This is a genomic window from Paraburkholderia sp. SIMBA_053 (assembly GCF_046534895.1).
GTDB lineage: Bacteria > Pseudomonadota > Gammaproteobacteria > Burkholderiales > Burkholderiaceae > Paraburkholderia > Paraburkholderia caledonica.
Map to the genome: position 1 here is coordinate 1 of NZ_JAWRXU010000934.1, position 263 is coordinate 263.

Here is a 263-nt window from a genome sequence, read left to right on the forward strand (position 1 = left end):
CTTCCGTCTGCATGAATTCGTCGCCAGGCTGATTGCGAAATGGCAGTCGGCGGCCACCTCCGCGAGTCATGTTGTCGACTGGTGTTTTGCCGAAAACGTCGCTTACGCGTCGTTGCTGGAAGAGGGGTTCGGCATTCGCCTTTCCGGCATGGACGTGGGACGAGGGACCTTTATGCATCGACATGCGGTCTGGCACGCACAGGATGCCCACGCCGCCGAAAGCGTGCATATCCCGCTCAGGCATGTTGCTGCCGTTCAGGGTG

General features: G+C 60.1%; 1 pseudogene. It reads left to right on the forward strand.

Going from position 1 to position 263, the window contains the following annotated elements:
* Window positions 1–263: pseudogene (locus SB753_RS38350) on the forward strand (2-oxoglutarate dehydrogenase E1 component); the annotation flags it as partial.